We start from the raw sequence: 17,034 nt of genomic DNA on the forward strand, positions 1-17,034 counted from the left end.
TGGGAATTTTCGGAGTAAAATTCCTCAGCAGCTTTTATGGCATATATGAAGAGAAGATAGGAGGAAAGTTCATGATCTACTGTGTAGAAGATGAAAAAAATATCCGGGAACTTCTTGTATATACCCTGGAAACAACCGGATTTACGGCAAAAGGGCTGGCAGATGGGAAAGAGCTTTGCGCAGCTATAAAAAAAGAACTTCCGTCCCTGATCCTTCTGGATATCATGCTTCCGGGTGAGGACGGATACAGTATCCTGACCAGACTAAAATCCGCCCCTGATACAAAAAACATTCCAGTGATCATGGTTACAGCCAAGGATGCGGAGTTTGATAAGGTACGGGGGCTGGAAGCAGGAGCGGACGATTATATTACAAAGCCTTTCGGCATGATGGAGTTTGTGGCAAGAGTAAAAGCAGTGCTTCGCCGGTGCAGCCGGACAGAGGAAAACAGAGAACTTCACTGCGGAGCGCTGAGAATATCGGTGGGACGCCATGAAGTACATCTTGGAGATCAGAAGGTGGAGCTTACCAGGAAAGAATTTGAGCTTTTGCAGTATCTGATAGAGAACAAAGGTCTGGTTATGAGCAGAAATCAGATTCTCTGCCATGTGTGGGGATATGATTTTGACGGAGAAACAAGAACTGTGGACGTACATGTGAGAACCCTTCGCCAGAAGCTGGGAGAAGCGGGAAATATGGTGGAAACCATACGGGGAGTAGGATACCGGATCGGAGAATAAAATGAGACAGAGAATTTTAAATCATGGAAGCTTTCTTGTAATTTTATCTGTTCTTCTGACTTTTCTGGCTGCAAGCTTTGTCATGTATGACAAGTTTGATGTGTTCATGAAACAGAGTGTGCGGGATGAAGTGGAGTATATACGGGCCGGTATAGAAGCTGCCGGTCTTGATTATCTGGAAAGTAATGTAAAAGAGATCAATGCCACGAGGATCACAGTTACAGACAGTGAAGGCAGTGTGCTGTATGATTCGGAAACAGAGGCAGATAAGCTGGAAAATCATGGGAAACGCCCGGAGTTTATGGAGGCAAAAGAAAAAGGCTATGGAGAGATCGTAAGATTCTCAGAAACTTTTTCCGAACAGACTTTTTACTGTGCCATAAAACTGGATAACGGAAATATCCTTCGGGTGGCAAGGACAACAGACAGTGTGTTCCTTACTTTGTTCTCCGGCTTTACGCTGCTGGGACTTCTTGTTTTGGGGATTCTTGCCCTGGAGTTTTTTCTGGTTCAGAGGCAGACAAAAGAGCTGATCGCGCCTATTAATGAACTGGATCTGGAGCACCCTCTGAAAGATGTAAGATATGAAGAACTGCGGCCTCTTCTTGTAAGGGTGGATCAGCAGAACAAACAGATTGCATCTCAGCTGGAGGAACTGAAGGAGGCTGAGGCTATGCGCAGAGAATTTTCAGCCAATGTTTCCCATGAGCTGAAAACTCCTCTGATGTCTATTTCCGGCTATGCGGAGCTGATGATGAACGGAATGGTGGGAGTGGATAAAGTTCCTGAATTTTCCGGAAGAATCTACCATGAGGCAAGCCGTTTAAGCTCTCTTGTATCAGATATCATCCAGCTTTCAAGGCTTGATGAAAAAAACAGCGATATGCCTTTTGAGGCTGTGGATATCTATGAACTGGCAGAGGATATTGTATATCACCTGCAGCCGGCCGCAGAAAAAAAACAGATCCGGCTGGTTCTGGAAGGAGAACATGTGGCAGTGAGAGGCATCCGGCAGGTTCTGTATGAGATGTTTTATAATATTGCGGACAATGCCATCCGCTATACCGATACCGGAGGAACTGTCCGGGTGTTTGTAGGACAGGAAGGATATCATCCCTGCTATATTGTGGAAGATAATGGAATCGGTATTCCAAGGAATGAACAGAAACGTATTTTTGAGAGGTTTTATCGGGTAGATAAAAGTCATTCCCGTCAGACCGGTGGCACGGGACTGGGGCTTTCTATTGTAAAGCACGGAGCTGCTCTCCATAAAGCAAAGATCAATCTTGACAGTGAACCCGGAAAGGGTACAAAAATGGAACTGGTGTTTTAGGCACCGGCTCCGTTTGTGTTATCCTTGTCTGAATTCTGAGGACGTTCAGAAATTGCTTTAATGGAAAGGGCGTATTCTGTGGGTGTCATGCCGCAGAGTTTTTTGAACTGTCTGGAAAAATAATGGATGGAGGAATATCCCAGAAATTCAGAAATCTGGGTAAAATTCATGTCATTTTCCCGGATCAGCTGTCTGGCAAAATTAATTTTCATATGAGAAAAAAATTCGATCACTCCACAGTTATATTCTTCACGGAAGATTTTCTGAAGCTGGGATCTGCCGATCAGATTATCGTGGCAGATTGCTTCAAGAGAAAGCGGCTCGCAGATATGATCCTCCAGATAACGGGTGATCCTTCGGCATGCAGAAGATTCAAAGGAGGGATCGCCAATGTTTCTGACACAGTGAGGTACCTGAGTGGTGTATCTTCGGAGCATATGGATCAGAAGCTCTTCCAGATAGAGAACAAGAAGCTGCTGAGATCCCACAGGGCTGTCTTTTTTTAATTCCATTTTATGAAGATAGGGATCGTCAAGAGGGGAGGCGATGCACCGTCGTGCCTCAGCGATAATTTTTCCGATCAGGGTTCTCTCCGTATCAGAAAGGGTAAGGATCTGCTTTTCGAAAAAACGCATACAGGGAGAATTACAGGCAAAGGAAACAACTACAATATTGGGGGCATGACTGCCGGTTGCTGACAGGTTGTGAAATTCGTTGGGACGGTGAAAGATCACCTGGCCGTGAGTAAGAATATGGACTTTTTCGTCTGCCTGAACCTGGGCAGTCCCTTTATCCACACACTGAAATTCCCAGAAATCATGTTGCTCTCCGGGATAGAAAAAGTCACTTCTGTATTCAAAATAATGAACGGTATAAATTTTTTCCACAGAAAGATCAGAAGTAAGGGGGATACTTTCGTATATCATAAGACAGATGCTCCGTAAATCTTGTGATGGCTGTTGTTTTATCCTGATTTTATCAGAACAGGAAATAAATCATAAATACAGTCTAGCAGATAAAGGGTTATATCACAATAAAAAACAATAAAAACAGAAAAAAATCAAGGTTAAAAGTAATATTGTCATTGATTTTATAATTCACAGCAATATTTCTAAAGTTTATAGCAATATACGCATTGAAAAAGCAATTTTAATGAGTTACTATTAAAAAAAGAGAAAGTTTTTATATCTTATGTACAAAAATCAAAGGAGGATATGAAATGAAAGCGAAAAAAATTACCAGTGTTGCTCTTTCTGCTCTTATGGCAGTAGGAACTATGTCAGGAATGGCAACAACCGTTATGGCAGACGAAGAACAGACTCTGAAACTGGCAGTAGTAGAAACCGCATATGGACAGGATATGTGGAAAAATGTCTGCACAAAGTTTGAAGAGGCAAATCCGGGAGTGAAGATTGAGCTCACAATCGACAAGAAGCTTGAAGATATCATCACACCGGCTATGAAATCCGGCGATTATCCGGATGTTATCATGAGAGCAGTTGGTTCTGAGTCCGCTCTTACAGAAACTTTTGTGAAAGATAACAATGTGGAAGAGATGACAGACGTACTGGAAATGACAGTTCCGGGCGAAGATGTTAAAGTAAAAGATAAAATCCTTCCGGGATTTGTGGATAACTCCATTACAAATCCTTACGGAGATGGAAAAACATATCTGATGCCAATGTTCTACGGCCCATGCGGACTTTTCTATAATAAAGGACTGTTCGAGGAAAAAGGCTGGGAAGTTCCGGAAACATGGGATGAAATGTGGGAGCTTGGAGAAAAGGCAAAAGAAGAAGACATTGCATTATTTACATATCCGACAGCAGGATACTTTGATGCATTTTTCTACGCACTGCTTCATGAGGCAGCAGGCGCAGAAACATTCCAGGAAGCTCTGAAATACGGCGAGGGCGTATGGGAGACAGACGGAGCAAAGAAAACATTTGATATTATTGAGAAGCTTGCTTCCTACACAGAAAAAACAACACCTGCAAACGCAAACGACAATGATTTCCGTAAAAACCAGCAGATGATCCTTGACAACAAGGCTCTGTTTATGCCAAACGGAAACTGGGTTATCGGCGAGATGGCAGATGCTCCACGTGCAGATGGATTTGAGTGGGGATTCACAGCTCTTCCGGCAGTTGAAGAAGGCGGAGAGAGAGCTTCCTATTCCTTCTTTGAGCAGATCTGGATGCCGAAGGGCGCTGTAAATAAAGATCTTGGAAAACAGTTTATCGCATATCTGTATTCCGATGAAGCTGCTGAGATCTTCGCAAAAGACGGCGGAGCAGTTCAGCCGATTCAGGGTATGACAGACAAACTTGACGGCGATGCAAAGATTTACTACTCTATCTATGATGATGGCGCAGTAGCAGTTATGGATGCATTTGCAACTACTGAACCGGTAGAGGGCGTAACTGTTCGTACTACATTCTTTGATCCGATCAACTCTCTTGTCAGCGGAGATAAGACAGTAGACGAATGGGTAGAGCAGATCAAGAAAGACAGCGATACTCTTCGCGGCGCTCTGAAATAAGTAATAATTTTCAGGTAGAATTCCATATGATATTTGAAAACGGACGGTGGATGCTACCGTCCGTTTTTCAGGATAAAGACAGAGAGGAGAAGAATCATGACGAAAAAAAAGGGAAGAAGCCGGTTTATATTTTGCTGTCTGGCTCCGGCAGTTATTCTTTTTACTATTTTTATGCTGATCCCTACCATTGACGTTTTCAGAATGTCCCTTTATAAATGGGGAGGCTATACAGCAGATAAAACATTTGTAGGTCTTGATAACTTCAAAACACTTTTACAGAGTGACAAGTTTTATCAGGCATTTCAGAATTCAGTGCTTCTGATCGTAATTGTAACGATTGTTACTTTTGCAATGGCGATTATTTTTGCCGCTATTCTTACAAGAGAAAAGCTGAAAGGACAGACGTTCTTCCGTGTTGTTTTTTACATCCCGAATATTCTTTCTGTTGTAGTGATCAGCGCGATTTTTTCTGCCATTTATGATCCGAACCAGGGACTTCTGAACTCCTTTTTGAACCTGTTCCGAGGACAGAATGGAGTAGATAATCCTATTTTATGGCTGGGAAGCCAGAAACTCGTTATTTACAGTATCATCATTGCCATGGTATGGCAGGCCATCGGATATTATATGGTTATGTACATGGCAAGTATGGCAAATATTCCGGACAGCCTTTATGAATCGGCAAGTCTGGAAGGAGCAGGAAGGATCAAGCAGTTTTTCTCCATTACACTTCCTCTCATCTGGACAAATATCAGGACAACTCTGACATTCTTTGTTATCAGTACCATTAATATGAGCTTCCTGATGGTAAAAGCAATGACAAACGGCGGACCGGACGGAGCTTCTAATGTATTCCTGAGCTATATGTATCAGGAGGCATATACCAACTCTTCTTATGGATATGGTATGGCAATCGGTGTTGCGGTATTTCTGTTCTCCTTTGCGCTGGCAGCTGTTCTGAATGCGGCAACCAAACGTGAAGAAATTGAATTCTAAGGAGGGTGAAAAATGTCTGACATGATGAAAAAAAGCACTGCCAGTTCCAAAATTTCCAAAGTGCTGATTTATCTTGTGCTGGGACTTCTGGCAGTTACGATAATCGTTCCGGTAGCATGGGTATTTGTTGCTTCGATCAAAGAAAATTCAGAGTTTTACGGAAGCCCGTGGGCGCTTCCTAAGGGCTTTCATTTCCAGAACTTTATTGACGCATGGGAAACCGCAAATATGGGTTCCTATATGCTGAATTCCGTTCTGGTAACAGTTCTGGGTATTTTTCTGCTGATCGTGATTGCGCTTCCGGCTGCTTATGTACTGTCACGTTTTAAATTCAGAAGCAGTAAGATCTGGAACGTAATGTTTATGGCAGGACTTTTTATTAATGTAAACTACATAGTTGTACCTATTTTCCTGATGTTAAATAATGCGGACGGCAAACTCCGCCAGTGGTTTGGAGCGCCGTTTTTCCTGAACAATCTTTTTGTGCTGGCGCTGGTTTATGCGTCAACTGCTCTTCCTTTTACCATTTATCTCCTGTCAGGATATTTTAAATCTCTGGCAAAAGATTATGAGGAAGCTGCCTATGTGGATGGCGCAGGATACTGGAGAACTATGATTCAGGTTATCATGCCTATGGCAAAACCGAGTATTGTTACAGTAATCCTCTTTAACTTCCTGGCATTCTGGAATGAGTACATTATTTCTATGACACTGCTTACCAGACCTGAAATCAAAACTCTTCCGGTAGGTCTTATGAATCTTATGGCAGCACAAAAATCAGCAGTTCAGTACGGACAGATGTATGCAGGTCTTGTAATTGTTATGATTCCTACACTGATTCTGTATATCTGTGTTCAGAAAAAACTGACACAGGGAATGACTCTGGGCGGTCTGAAAGGCTGATCTGTCTGTGAAACAGGAGGTAAATAAAATGAATGAAAGAACAAAAAGCATTTTAAAGACAGTTCTGGCGATTGTATTTTTTATCGTATGCGTGGCGCTTGTAGTTGTAGGACAAAGACATGTAGGACCTCAGGGATTGCTGGTGATGCTGCTGGGCCTTGTGGGACTGATTCTTCTTTTATATCTTTATAACAGGAAATTCAAGTGAGATTATTACCTATGGATATTACGTGTAATTGGGAAAAAAACATTTCCCGGTGGGATGAAGCAGTCCCGCTGGGAAATGGAAAATGTGGCTGCCTCTGCTGGGGCAGCCCTGAAGAAATAAGGTTCAGTCTGGACCGTGCAGATTTATGGGATCGGACCGTTTTGTGGGAGCAGAATGAAGAATTCAGCTGGAAAAACCTGGTGAAACTTGCAAAAGAAGGAAATACCAGAAAAATCCGGGAAATCTTTGATGCTCCCTATTATTATCCCTCTCCAACAAAGCTGCCTGCAGGCAGGATCCTGCTTCATTTTACGGGAGTTACAGGAGAAATACAGTCAGAACTTTGCCTGGAAACCGCAAAAGCAGAAATGATAATGGAAAACGGAGAAAATTGCTTTCGGATCACAGCCTGGGTCCATGCGTTGGAACAGGTTGGAATTGCAGAGATCGAAGCTCCGGAAGATGCTTTTTCTGTTGAACTGAAAAATCCGGAATTTGGAGAAAAAGGCACGGAAAAAGAGTACGTTTACTGTCAGGAGAAAAGAGAAATTTCCCAGGGAAACCTGAAAGATCTGAAATATCTTCCTGTGATAAAAAAACAGGAGGGAGAACTGCAATGGTTTTGTCAGAATGTAAATGAAGCGTTCTCTTATGGTGTGATTATGGGAAGCCGGAGAACAGGCGGAAAAACCAGAATCATATGGAAAATAGTATCTTCCGAAGACGGAAAAGAGTGGCTGGAGTCAGGAAAAAAGGAAGTTGTTCAGTTTCTTTCAGCCGGTAATGAGTTTTTTGAATCTCATAAAAATTGGTGGAAGAGATTTTTTGCAAAAAGCTCCATGGATCTTCCTGATAAATTTATGGAAAAACAGTGGTATCTTACAAATTATCTGTTTGCCGCTACTTCCCGCGCAGGCGGCGTCCCCATGGCTCTTCAGGGAGTCTGGACAGCAGATGAGGGAACACTTCCGCCGTGGAAGGGAGATTACCATAATGATCTTAATACAGAGCTGTCCTATACACATTATCTAAAAGCCAATCATCTGGAAGAGGGACGGTGTTTTTTAGATTTTCTATGGGGGCTTCTTGATGAAGGACGTAAGTTTGCCGGAGAATTTTATGGGGTAAAGGGCTGCTGTCTTCCGGGAACCATGACAATTGACGGTAAGCCTCTGGGCGGCTGGCCCATGTATTCTCTTTCCCCGTCCAATCAGATGTGGCTGGCTCACGGGTTTGGAGAATATTACCGGTATACAGGAGACAGGGTGTTTCTGGAAGAAAGAGCTTATCCTTATATGAGAGAAACAGGTATTTTTATCAGAGAGCTTCTGACAGAACGTGAAGACGGATGTCTGGTTCTTCCTGTGTCCAGTTCTCCGGAAATTCATGATGATACAGAAAAGGCATGGCTGACGCCGGTAAGCAATTATGATCTGGCATTGATGATCAATCTGTTTGGAACATTGGAAAAAATGGCCTGTGAGCTGGGAAATCCGGAGGAAGCGCAGTGGCGTAATATAAAGCAGAAACTTCCGGAATTGTCGGTAAACGAAAATAAAGTTCTGATGCTGTCGCCGGATGAAAGTCTGGAAGAATCACATCGTCATTTTTCAAATGCAATGGCCGTTTCACCTTTGGGAATCCTTCCTTATGAGGGTGAGTCAAAGGAAATTATTGATGCTGTAATAGCTGATTACGAAAAACTGGGAACTTCTCAGTGGGTTGGATATACTTTTGCATGGATGGCTCATCTGTATGCTGTTCAGGGAAATGGAGAAAAAGCAGCAGAATATCTCCGGATTTTCTGGGAAAGCTTTTGCGGATGCAACGGATTTCATCTGAATGGGGATTTTCGCAAAAAAGGATATTCTCAGTTTACTTACAGACCGTTTACACTTGAAGGAAATATGTTCAGCGCAGATGCGCTTCAGGAAATGCTGTTTCAGATGAAAGACGGGAAGATACGGCTGTTTCCGGCGATTCCCGGGGAATGGAGAAAACAGAACGTTTCTTTTGAGGATTTCAGAGGAGAAAAAGGAATACGGTGCAGCGCAGGGATTGTCAATGGGAAGAAGCTGTACTGGGAAATTGATACAGATGTGGCATTTTGTGTCCGGATACAATATCAGGATCTCTTTTTTGAGGAGAAAGAGCTTTCCTGCGGAGAAAGCTGGAAGGGCTGTGTCATACTGGAGTGATATATAAAAAGGTTGTTTTTTGCATTTGATGAAAGTCTTTATGCAGAAACAACCTTTTTGTGCAAAAGAAACAGATAATTGTGCAAATACTAATTGTGTAAAAGTGATAAAATAAATTACAACAAAACACGTAATTGTATAAAATGCACAATGCGTGGGGGTTTTTACATTATTTCTAGGAGGTATACAGGTATGAAAGTAAAGAAAGTTCTGGGTGTGGCTTTATGTGCGGCAATGGTAGGATCAATGGCTGTTCCGGCGGTAACAGTGCAGGCGGCAGATGATACTCTGGTATACTGGTCCATGTGGGAGTCTACAGAGCCACAGGGAAAAATAATCCAGGAAGCGGTTGATGCTTATACCGAAGAAACCGGTGTAAAGGTAGATCTTCAGTTTAAGGGACGTACCGGAAACCGTGAGGCTCTCCAGCCGGCTTTGGACGGAGGTACTCAGATTGATATTTTTGACGAGGATATTGACCGTGTAAATGGTATGTATGCAAAATATCTTCTTGATCTGGAAGATATGGTAAAAGAATCCGGATATGAAGAAACTGCAATCCCAGGTCTGATGGCAGCATGCCGTGACGCTGGCGGCGGCACACTGAAAACAATCCCATATCAGCCGAACGTATTTGCATTCTTCTACAACAAAGATCTGTTCGAGCAGGCAGGAATCGAAAAAGAGCCTACTACATGGGCAGAGTTCCTGGATGTATGCCAGAAACTGAAAGATGCTGGAATCACACCAATGACAATGGATGATGCCTATGCTACATCCGTAATCGGATATCACCTTGCAAGACTGGTTGGCGAGGACAAAGTTGTTGAGATCGTTACAGAAGGCAAATGGGATGACCCGGCAGTTCTTCAGATGGCACAGGATATTGAAGAACTTGCAAGCAAGGGATACTATTCTGAGATGGTTGGTTCCAACGTATGGCCGGCAGGTCAGAACACAGAACTTGCTCTTGGAACAGCTGCTATGTATCTGAATGGCTCCTGGCTTCCAAACGAGGTTAAGGATATGGCAGGCGAAGACTTTAAATGGGGCTGCTTCGCATATCCGGAGCTTGAAAACGGTGCAAACGGAATCGAGACAAACAACTTTGGCGCACAGGTATTCGGCATCAACAAAGATACCAAAATGCCTCAGGAAGCATTTGATCTGATCAAATTCATCACAACAGGCGAATATGATAAGAAACTTGCAGAGGCTTCTGTAGGTATTCCGGCAGATACAACAAACACAGAATGGCCGGCAATGGTTGAGTGTGCAAAACCGGTTATCGAGCAGAGCACAGGTCGTTTCACATGGGCAGCCGGTGTTGAAACAAATGTAGATATGACTCCGGTTATCAAAGAAAACTTTATCAAACTGATGGCAGGCTCCATGACTGCAGATGAGTTTGTAGCAGCAATGCAGGAAGCTGCAAAATAATAAATAAGTAATGTAGAGATGGTGGCATCGTTCATACGCTGCCACCGTCTTTTCTTTTGGGGAAATCCGTAAGAGGAGGAAACGATATTGAAGAAAAACAAGACAATGATTGTTGTATTTCTGACACCGGCAGTGCTTCTGTTTCTGGGAATTTTTCTGTATCCGATACTGAAAACCATTCTCATGAGCTTTTTCAAGATTGAAGGTGTTACAGATGCAATGAATCTGTGGGAGTTTGTGGGATTTGAAAACTATGCAAAGCTTATTAATACCAGTCTTTTCCAGACAGCATGTTTTAACCTGTTCCGTATCTGGTTCTTTGGCGGACTGATTGTTATGTCCTTGTCACTTCTTTTTGCCGTTATTCTTACAAGCGGGATTCGAGGCAAGAAATTTTTCCGTGCTATTATCTACATGCCTAATATTGTAAGTGCAGTTGCTCTTGCAACCATGTGGCTTCAGTATGTATACAGCCCACGGTTTGGTCTTCTTAAAAACTTTTTCTCTGCCCTTCATCTGGATGGGCTGGCAAGCACTCAGTGGCTGGATAATGAACATAAATTCATGGCTCTGCTGCTGGCATACTGCTTTGGTATGGTTGGATATCATATGCTGATCTGGCTTTCCGGTATTGAGCGTATCAGTCCGGAATACTACGAGGCAGCCACAATTGACGGCGCTAATAAAATGGCGCAGTTCCGTTATATGACGCTTCCTCTTCTGAAGGGTGTGTTTAAAACAAATATCACTATGTGGTCCGTAAGCTCTGTAGGCTTTTTCGTATGGTCTCAGCTGTTCTCCAATGTAACGGCAGATACTCAGACCATTACGCCTTATGTATATATGTACATGCAGATCTTTGGCGGAGGAAATACAGTAACCGAGCGTAATTCAGGTCTTGGAGCTGCCATTGGTGTTCTTCTGAGCTTATGTGTGGTACTTGTATTTACTGTATGTAACAAAGCGATCAAAGATGATGATTTAGAATTTTAGGAGGTGCATGCTATGGCAAAGACAAAGGAAAGGGAGCCGCGTCGCCCGTTTAACTGGAAAAAAGAGCTGAAGCTGGCACCTGGATATATTATTATTCTTCTCTGGGTTATTTTTACAATTGTACTTCTGGGCTGGGTGTTCTGTGCCAGCTTTTCCACAACTGCGGAAATTTTCCAGGGAAAGGCGCTGAAATTTGAAACAGGTCTTCATTTTGAAAATTACGCAAAAGCATGGAATGGATCCGGTGTTGCAGGATTTTTCGGAAACTCACTTCTGTATTCTGTTGTTTCCTGTTTTGCACTGATCGTAATCTGCGCCCCGGCAGCCTATGTATTGTCAAGATTTGAATTTATCGCAAATAAATTTATCCAGACAAGCTTTGTATCCGCAATGGGCGTTCCGGCTATCATGGTAGTTCTTCCATTGTTCAGTATTATTTCCGGTATGGGAATTCTGAACAACATTCCTCTTGCAAAAGGAACACTGATCCTTTTATATGTGGGAATCAATGTGCCATATACAACGATTTTCCTCTTAACGTTTTTCTGTAATATTTCCAAAACTTATGAGGAAGCCGCAGCCATTGACGGATGCCCTCCGATGAGAACTTTCTGGAAGATCATGTTCCCAATGGCACAGTCCGGTATTGTAACAGTGACAATCTTTAATTTTATTAATATATGGAATGAATATTTCCTGTCCCTGATTTTTGCAAGTTCCGACAAGCTGAAACCGGTAGCGCCCGGTCTGTACGGAATGATCAATTCTATGAAATATACGGGCGACTGGGCAGGTATGTTCGCCGCAGTTATTATTGTGTTCCTGCCGACCTTTATTCTCTACATTTTCCTGTCAGAGAAGATCATCGGCGGTGTAACAGGCGGAATTAAAGGTTGATCAAGAAAGGAGCAGAAATTATTATGAAAAAACCGGTATTAGTAGTTATGGCAGCTGGAATGGGAAGCCGCTACGGTGGTCTGAAACAGATCGATCCCATTGACAGAGAAGGCCATATCATTATGGACTTTTCCATTTATGATGCTGTAAAAGCAGGATTTGAAAAAGTAGTGTTTATCATTAAAAAAGAAAATGAAGAAGACTTCCGTAAAGCTATCGGAGATCGTCTCAGCAAACAGATCCAGGTTGCTTATGTGTTCCAGGATCTTCATAATCTTCCGGAAGGCTACGAGGTTCCGGAAGGAAGAGTAAAACCCTGGGGAACCGGTCATGCGGTTCTGAGCTGTATTGACGAGGTTGACGGTCCTTTTGCAGTTATCAACGCAGACGATTATTATGGAAGCCATGCATTTAAAATGGCATATGATTTTCTGGCAGAAAACCAGGATGATGAAAATCTTTACAGATATATGATGGTTGGTTACAAGCTGGAGAATACGCTGACAGACAATGGTCATGTAGCAAGAGGCGTTTGTGTTACTGATGAGGAAGATCATCTTCTGAAGATCAATGAGCGTACTCATATTGAGAAGCATGGAGAGGGCACTGCCTATACAGAGGATGACGGAGCTACCTGGACCATGCTTCCGGAGGGAAGTACAGTTTCCATGAATATGTGGGGATTTTCTGCAAGTATCCTGAAAGAACTGAAAGCACGTTTTGCGGCATTCCTTGATGAGAATCTGGAGAAGAATCCGCTGAAGTGCGAGTATTTTCTTCCGTTTGTAGTGGATGAGCTTCTTCAGGAGAAAAAAGCCACAGTCAAGGTGCTGAAATCCGAGGATAAATGGTATGGAGTTACCTACAAAGAGGACAAGCCTGTTGTTATGGCAGCAGTGCAGAGCCTGAAAGATCAGGGGCTCTATCCGCAGAACTTATGGGAGGAGAACAAGTAATAGTGAATGCGATTCAGAAAGAAGTAATAAGTAAGTTTAACTTTCCGGGAGAGGTAGTAGAATGTGTTACCTACGGAAGCGGACACATTAATGATACATATCGTCTTACAGTCAAAACACCGGGCGGACAGGAAAAGCATTTTATTCTCCAGAGAATGAATAAAAGCATTTTTACAAAGCCGGTAGAGCTTATGGAGAACGTGCAGGGGGTTACCGCATGGCTCCGCAAAAAGATCCGGGAAAACGGCGGTGATGTGGAAAGAGAAACTCTGAATGTGGTAAATGATACGGATGGAAATCCTTATTATGTGGACTCAGAGGGAGAATACTGGAGAGTTTATCTTTTTATTGAGGGAGCTACCAGCTATGATATGGTAAAGGACGACAATGACTTTTACCAGAGTGCAGTTGCCTTTGGACATTTTCAGAGACTTCTTGCAGATTATCCTGCTGAGACTCTTCATGAAACCATTGTGGATTTCCATAATACGGTTGACCGTTTTGCAAAATTCAAGGCAGCAGTTGAGGCGGACAGTGAAGGACGCGCCGCATCCGTACAGGAGGAGATCAGATTTGTTCTTGACAGAGAAGAGCTGGCTCATACTCTGTGTGATCTGCAGGATGCAGGAAAGATTCCTCTTCGTGTAACTCACAATGATACAAAGCTGAATAATATTATGATTGATGATGAAACAGGCAAGGCAATCTGCGTCATTGATCTTGATACAGTTATGCCGGGACTTTCTGTAAATGATTTCGGTGATTCCATTCGTTTCGGAGCAAGTACGGGGGCAGAGGATGAGCAGGATCTCAGCAAGATTTCCTGTGATCTTCACCTTTACGAAGTATATGCAAAAGGCTTTATTGAGGGCTGTGCAGGTGCGCTTACAGAGATTGAGCTGGATATGCTTCCCATGGGAGCGATCCTTATGACTTTTGAGTGCGGAATGCGTTTCCTGACGGATTATCTGGAGGGAGATCATTACTTTAAGATCCACAGAGAAGGTCATAATCTTGATCGGTGCCGTACACAGTTTAAGCTGGTTGCGGACATGGAAGAGAAGCTTCCTCAGATGAAAGCTATTGTAGAAAAATATAAGTAGTGGTATACTGAAACTGACTTTGGGAAAAGAACGCTCAGGCGGTTCCTTTTCCTGAGGTCCGGTCAATGACTGAAAACCTGAAGAGGAGGACAAAGACATGGCAATTTTAGTTACAGGAGGCGCCGGTTATATCGGAAGCCATACAGTTATTGAACTTCAGAACGCAGGATATGATGTAGTGGTTCTGGATAACTTGAGCAATTCCAGCGAAAAGAGTCTGGAAAGAGTGGAAAAGATCACAGGCAAACCAGTGAAGTTCTACAAGGCAGATATTCTTGACAGAGAAGCACTGACAGATATTTTTGACAAAGAGGATATTGATTCCTGCATTCATTTTGCAGGACTGAAAGCAGTAGGAGAATCTGTTTCAAAGCCATGGGAATATTATGAGAACAATATTGCCGGAACACTGACTCTCGTAGATGTAATGAGAAAACATGGTGTTAAAAATATTATTTTCTCTTCCTCTGCAACTGTATATGGAGATCCGGCAATTATCCCGATCACAGAGGAGTGCCCGAAGGGACAGTGTACCAACCCTTATGGCTGGACAAAATCCATGCTGGAGCAGATCCTTTCTGATATTCAGAAAGCAGATCCGGAATGGAATGTAGTTCTTCTTCGTTACTTCAATCCGATTGGCGCTCATAAGAGCGGAACTATCGGAGAAAATCCAAATGGTATTCCGAACAACCTGATGCCGTATATTACACAGGTTGCTGTGGGCAAGCTGAAAGAGCTGGGCGTATTCGGAAACGATTATGATACTCCGGACGGAACAGGCGTAAGAGATTACATTCATGTGGTTGACCTTGCAAAGGGACATGTGAAGGCTCTTAAAAAAATTGAGGACAAATCCGGTTTAAGCATTTATAATCTGGGAACAGGAAAAGGCTACAGTGTTCTTGATATTGTAAAGAACTTTGAGGAAGCCAATGGTGTGAAGATCCCGTATGTGATCAAAGAACGCCGCCCCGGAGATATTGCAACCTGCTATTCTGATGCTTCCAAGGCAGAAAGAGAGCTTGGCTGGAAAGCAGAATATGACATTAAGGATATGTGCGCAGATTCCTGGAACTGGCAGAGCAAAAATCCAAACGGATATGAAGACTGATCGTTAGTCATTAAATGTAAAATAAAAAGAAGTTCCCTGAGATTCAGGGGACTTCTTTTTTTAAACAAAAGTTTATTTATCGTCATCGTCTGTTTTCTTTTTTTCAAATTTCGGTTCGCAGGTAAGCTCAATGCCCAGTTTGCGTAATTCCCAGATATCCACAGAAGACAGCATAACAGAGGTATGTGCCTGGCATCCTTTTAATTTTGGAAGCTGCTCCAGAGCAAGTCTGGCTTCTGGATTGCTTGCAACGCTGACAGAAAGTGCGATCAGAGTTTCATCTGTGTGCAGACGTGGATTCCTGCTGCCAAGATATTTGATCTTCAGCTCCTGAATAGGGCGGAGAGCATCCGGAGAGATCACATGATGCTCATGGTCAATTCCGGCAAGCTTTTTCAGTGCGTTCAGAAGAAGTGCTGAGGATGCGCCAAGAAGATCAGAGGTTTTTCCATAAATGATTCTTCCGTCCGGAAGTTCCAGTGCAGCTGCAGGAGCAGATGTTTTTTCTTCCATGTAAAGCGCGGCAGGAACAACCTTACGGTCTTCAATGGATGCATGTGCCTGCTTCAGAAGAAGTTCGATCTTGCATACCTCATCTTCTTTTCCTGTGCCGGATACAAGGGCATCACAGCTCTTATAGTAACGACGGATGATTTCCTGGCGGGAGGCTTCCTTACAGATTTCATCATCCACAATACAGTTTCCTGCCATGTTCACACCCATATCGGTAGGAGATTTGTATGGGCATTCTCCCATGATTTTTTCAAACATTGCCTGGAGTACAGGGAAGATTTCTACGTCACGGTTATAGTTGACTGTTGTTTCTCCATAAGCTTCCAGGTGGAAAGGATCGATCATATTAACATCGTTCAGGTCTGCGGTAGCTGCTTCATATGCCAGATTGACCGGATGCTTCAGAGGAATATTCCAGATCGGGAAAGTCTCGAATTTGGCATAACCGGCGCAGATTCCCCGTTTATGTTCGTGATAAAGCTGGGAAAGGCAGACAGCCATTTTGCCGCTTCCCGGTCCCGGAGCAGTTACCACAACAAGAGGTCTGGTGGTTTCAATGTACTGATTTTTTCCGTAGCCTTCATCGCTGACGATCACAGAGGTATTGCTTGGATAGCCTGGGATATTGTAATGAACAAATACACGGATGCCAAGCTTTTCCAGTCTGTTTTTGAAAAGATCCGCGCTTTCCTGTCCTGCATAGCGGGTGATGCAGACACTACCAACATAAAGGCCTCTTTCTGTAAAAACTTCGATAAGACGGAGTACATCCTCGTCATAAGTGATTCCCAGATCCCCACGGACTTTGTTTTTATCAATATCAGCTGCACTGATCACAATTACGATCTCTGCCTGGTCGCTGAGCTGCATCAGCATACGGAGCTTACTGTCCGGTTCAAAACCAGGGAGGACTCTGGATGCATGGTAGTCATCAAAAAGCTTACCGCCGAATTCCAGGTAAAGTTTATTATCAAACTGGCTGATTCTTTCACGGATATGTTCCGACTGCATAGTTAGGTATTTTTCGTTGTCAAATCCTGTCTTCATATGTTCATTCCTTTCCCGATTTATGTTATAGGCAGAGTGATTTCTGTTACT

General features: G+C 43.2%; 15 protein-coding genes. 13 read left to right on the top strand and 2 right to left on the bottom strand.

Annotated elements, in window-relative coordinates; genetic code table 11:
- Window positions 1-71 precede the first annotated feature (71 nt).
- Window positions 72-740 carry a winged helix-turn-helix domain-containing protein gene (locus tag LU279_RS04360; protein ID WP_274421344.1) on the top strand — a complete coding sequence of 223 codons (669 nt, stop codon included), beginning with the start codon at window positions 72-74 and terminating at the stop codon, window positions 738-740.
- Between the two features lies 1 nt (window position 741).
- Window positions 742-2,073 carry a sensor histidine kinase gene (locus LU279_RS04365; RefSeq protein ID WP_274421345.1) on the top strand — a complete coding sequence of 444 codons (1,332 nt, stop codon included), beginning with the start codon at window positions 742-744 and terminating at the stop codon, window positions 2,071-2,073.
- Here the strand turns inward: LU279_RS04365 and LU279_RS04370 are convergent.
- Window positions 2,070-2,999 carry an AraC family transcriptional regulator gene (locus LU279_RS04370; protein WP_274421346.1) on the bottom strand — a complete coding sequence of 310 codons (930 nt, stop codon included), beginning with the start codon at window positions 2,997-2,999 and terminating at the stop codon, window positions 2,070-2,072. The two genes, LU279_RS04365 and LU279_RS04370, sit on opposite strands and share 4 nt — an antisense overlap.
- A 293-nt stretch (window positions 3,000-3,292) precedes the next feature.
- Here LU279_RS04370 and LU279_RS04375 point away from each other — a divergent pair, with 293 nt between their 5' ends.
- The 11 genes from LU279_RS04375 to galE all read left to right on the top strand — a co-directional run bounded on the left by LU279_RS04375 (window position 3,293) and on the right by galE (window position 15,423).
- Window positions 3,293-4,615 (top strand): carbohydrate ABC transporter substrate-binding protein, encoded by a 1,323-nt coding sequence (locus LU279_RS04375; protein ID WP_274421347.1) that lies wholly within the window; start codon window positions 3,293-3,295, stop codon window positions 4,613-4,615.
- A gap of 96 nt (window positions 4,616-4,711) precedes the next feature.
- Window positions 4,712-5,611: a carbohydrate ABC transporter permease gene (locus LU279_RS04380; RefSeq protein WP_274421348.1), complete on the top strand. Its 900-nt coding sequence runs from the start codon at window positions 4,712-4,714 to the stop codon at window positions 5,609-5,611.
- Between the two features lie 12 nt (window positions 5,612-5,623).
- Window positions 5,624-6,514 carry a carbohydrate ABC transporter permease gene (locus LU279_RS04385; protein ID WP_330684558.1) on the top strand — a complete coding sequence of 297 codons (891 nt, stop codon included), beginning with the start codon at window positions 5,624-5,626 and terminating at the stop codon, window positions 6,512-6,514.
- Window positions 6,515-6,542: 28 nt separating this feature from the next.
- On the top strand, window positions 6,543-6,722 hold the full coding sequence (locus LU279_RS04390) for a DUF6903 family protein (protein WP_274421349.1): 180 nt from the start codon (window positions 6,543-6,545) through the stop codon (window positions 6,720-6,722).
- Window positions 6,723-6,733: 11 nt separating this feature from the next.
- Window positions 6,734-8,920: a glycosyl hydrolase family 95 catalytic domain-containing protein gene (locus LU279_RS04395; protein ID WP_274421350.1), complete on the top strand. Its 2,187-nt coding sequence runs from the start codon at window positions 6,734-6,736 to the stop codon at window positions 8,918-8,920.
- 192 nt (window positions 8,921-9,112) lie between these two features.
- Window positions 9,113-10,360 (top strand): ABC transporter substrate-binding protein, encoded by a 1,248-nt coding sequence (locus tag LU279_RS04400; RefSeq protein ID WP_274421351.1) that lies wholly within the window; start codon window positions 9,113-9,115, stop codon window positions 10,358-10,360.
- Between the two features lie 87 nt (window positions 10,361-10,447).
- Entirely contained in the window at window positions 10,448-11,353 is a 906-nt protein-coding gene (locus tag LU279_RS04405; RefSeq protein ID WP_274421352.1) for a carbohydrate ABC transporter permease, read from the top strand.
- A gap of 12 nt (window positions 11,354-11,365) precedes the next feature.
- Complete coding sequence (locus LU279_RS04410) at window positions 11,366-12,250, top strand: carbohydrate ABC transporter permease (protein ID WP_274421353.1); 885 nt, start codon at window positions 11,366-11,368, stop codon at window positions 12,248-12,250.
- Between the two features lie 23 nt (window positions 12,251-12,273).
- Entirely contained in the window at window positions 12,274-13,206 is a 933-nt protein-coding gene (locus LU279_RS04415) for a sugar phosphate nucleotidyltransferase (RefSeq protein WP_274421354.1), read from the top strand.
- Complete coding sequence (locus tag LU279_RS04420; RefSeq protein WP_274421355.1) at window positions 13,188-14,309, top strand: phosphotransferase enzyme family protein; 1,122 nt, start codon at window positions 13,188-13,190, stop codon at window positions 14,307-14,309. The genes LU279_RS04415 and LU279_RS04420 overlap by 19 nt, the downstream gene beginning before the upstream one ends.
- A 97-nt stretch (window positions 14,310-14,406) precedes the next feature.
- Window positions 14,407-15,423, top strand: coding sequence for a UDP-glucose 4-epimerase GalE (galE, locus tag LU279_RS04425; RefSeq protein ID WP_274421356.1), 1,017 nt, complete (start codon window positions 14,407-14,409; stop codon window positions 15,421-15,423).
- A gap of 72 nt (window positions 15,424-15,495) precedes the next feature.
- On the opposite strand, the gene LU279_RS04430 is transcribed toward galE, so the two are convergent.
- Window positions 15,496-16,983 (bottom strand): DUF1846 domain-containing protein, encoded by a 1,488-nt coding sequence (locus tag LU279_RS04430; RefSeq protein ID WP_274421357.1) that lies wholly within the window; start codon window positions 16,981-16,983, stop codon window positions 15,496-15,498.
- Window positions 16,984-17,034: the final 51 nt, after the last annotated feature.

Source organism: Blautia sp. XA-2221 (assembly GCF_028767025.1).
GTDB lineage: Bacteria > Bacillota > Clostridia > Lachnospirales > Lachnospiraceae > Blautia_A.